This window comes from Bradyrhizobium sp. Leo78 (assembly GCF_059512425.1).
Map to the genome: position 1 here is coordinate 1 of NZ_JCAMOT010000141.1, position 1,402 is coordinate 1,402.

Genomic DNA, 1,402 nt, shown 5'->3' on the forward strand with positions numbered 1-1,402 from the left:
GAGCTATGGCGGAATCTGGGTGATGACGGCCTGAGAAGGGCGGCGTATCGAGGCGGGTAACCAGCCAGCCAGAACCTCTTATGCAGAGCGATACGCCATGAACGAGAATAGCAAGATTGTAGAGCTTCGCCAGCCTGGCGCGATGGATGATCCACTGACGAGTATTTTGCGGCATGGAGCACGCCAGCTTCTTGCGCGGGCGATCGAGGCGGAGGTCGCCGACTTTCTGAGCGATCATGCCGATTTGAAGCTGCCGGATGGGCGTGACCGGCTTGTCCGGCATGGCTTTGGCCCGTCTCGTTCGATCCAGACAGGGATTGGTCCTGTCGAGGTCCGGCGAGCCAAGGTACGCGACCGGGGTTTGGAGGCCTCGGGCGAGGATCGCATCACGTTCACGTCGGCGATCCTGCCAAGATGGGCACGGCGGACGAAGAGCCTGGATGCCCTGCTGCCGGTTCTGTACCTGCGCGGCATCTCGAGCGGCGATTTCCAGGAGGCGCTTGGCGCCTTGCTCGGCAAGGATGCCCCGAACCTGTCGCCGTCGGTGGTCGGACGGCTGAAGGAGGAGTGGCAGGTCGACTATGATCGCTGGCAACGGCGCGACCTGTCGGCCCGGCGCTACGTCTACATCTGGGCCGACGGTGTCTATCTTCAGGCGCGCATGGAGGAGGATGCCGCCTGCATGCTGGTCGTCATCGGTGCGACGCCGGAAGGCAGGAAGGAACTGGTCGGCTTTCAGGTCGGCGTACGGGAGAGCGCGCAGAGCTGGCGCGAACTGCTCGTCGATCTGAAAGCGCGCGGGCTGTCCATCGCGCCGCGGATCGCTGTCGGCGACGGTGCGCTCGGCTTCTGGAAGGCCCTGGAAGAACTCTTTCCTTCCACCCGTCATCAGCGCTGCTGGCAGCACAAGGTCCTGAACGTGCTCAATAAGGTGCCGAAGTCGGTGCAGCCGAACATGAAGGCCGATCTCCGCGAGATCCGCGATGCGCCGGATCGGGCGAGCGCCGAAGCTGCGATTGGCGTCTTCGTCGACAAGTACGCCGTCAAATACCCAAAGGCGGTCGACTGCCTGACGAAGGACCGCGACGAGTTGCTGGCCTTCTTCGACTTCCCGGCCGAGCATTGGGACCACCTGCGCACATCCAACCCGATCGAAAGCGTCTTCGCCACAGTCCGCCACCGGACCGTCCGCTCCAAGGGAAGCCTGTCGCACAAGACGGCAAGGCTCATGGTCTTCAAGCTCGTCATGAGCGCCGCCAAAACCTGGCGCCGGCTGAAGGGCGAAAATCAGTTGCCAAGGGTCATTGCCGGCGTCAAATTTACCGACGGCGTCGCAGAATCGACGACGCCAGCTAACCGCGCCGCCTGATCGGCCCCATCACCCAATTTCGGCCATAGCTCT

General features: G+C 63.1%; 1 protein-coding gene. It reads left to right on the forward strand.

Features of this window, described 5'->3' with window-relative positions; translation table 11 throughout:
- Positions 1-97 precede the first annotated feature (97 nt).
- Positions 98-1,369 (forward strand): IS256 family transposase, encoded by a 1,272-nt coding sequence (locus tag AC5ZG1_RS43920; protein WP_463719583.1) that lies wholly within the window; start codon positions 98-100, stop codon positions 1,367-1,369.
- Positions 1,370-1,402 lie beyond the last annotated feature (33 nt).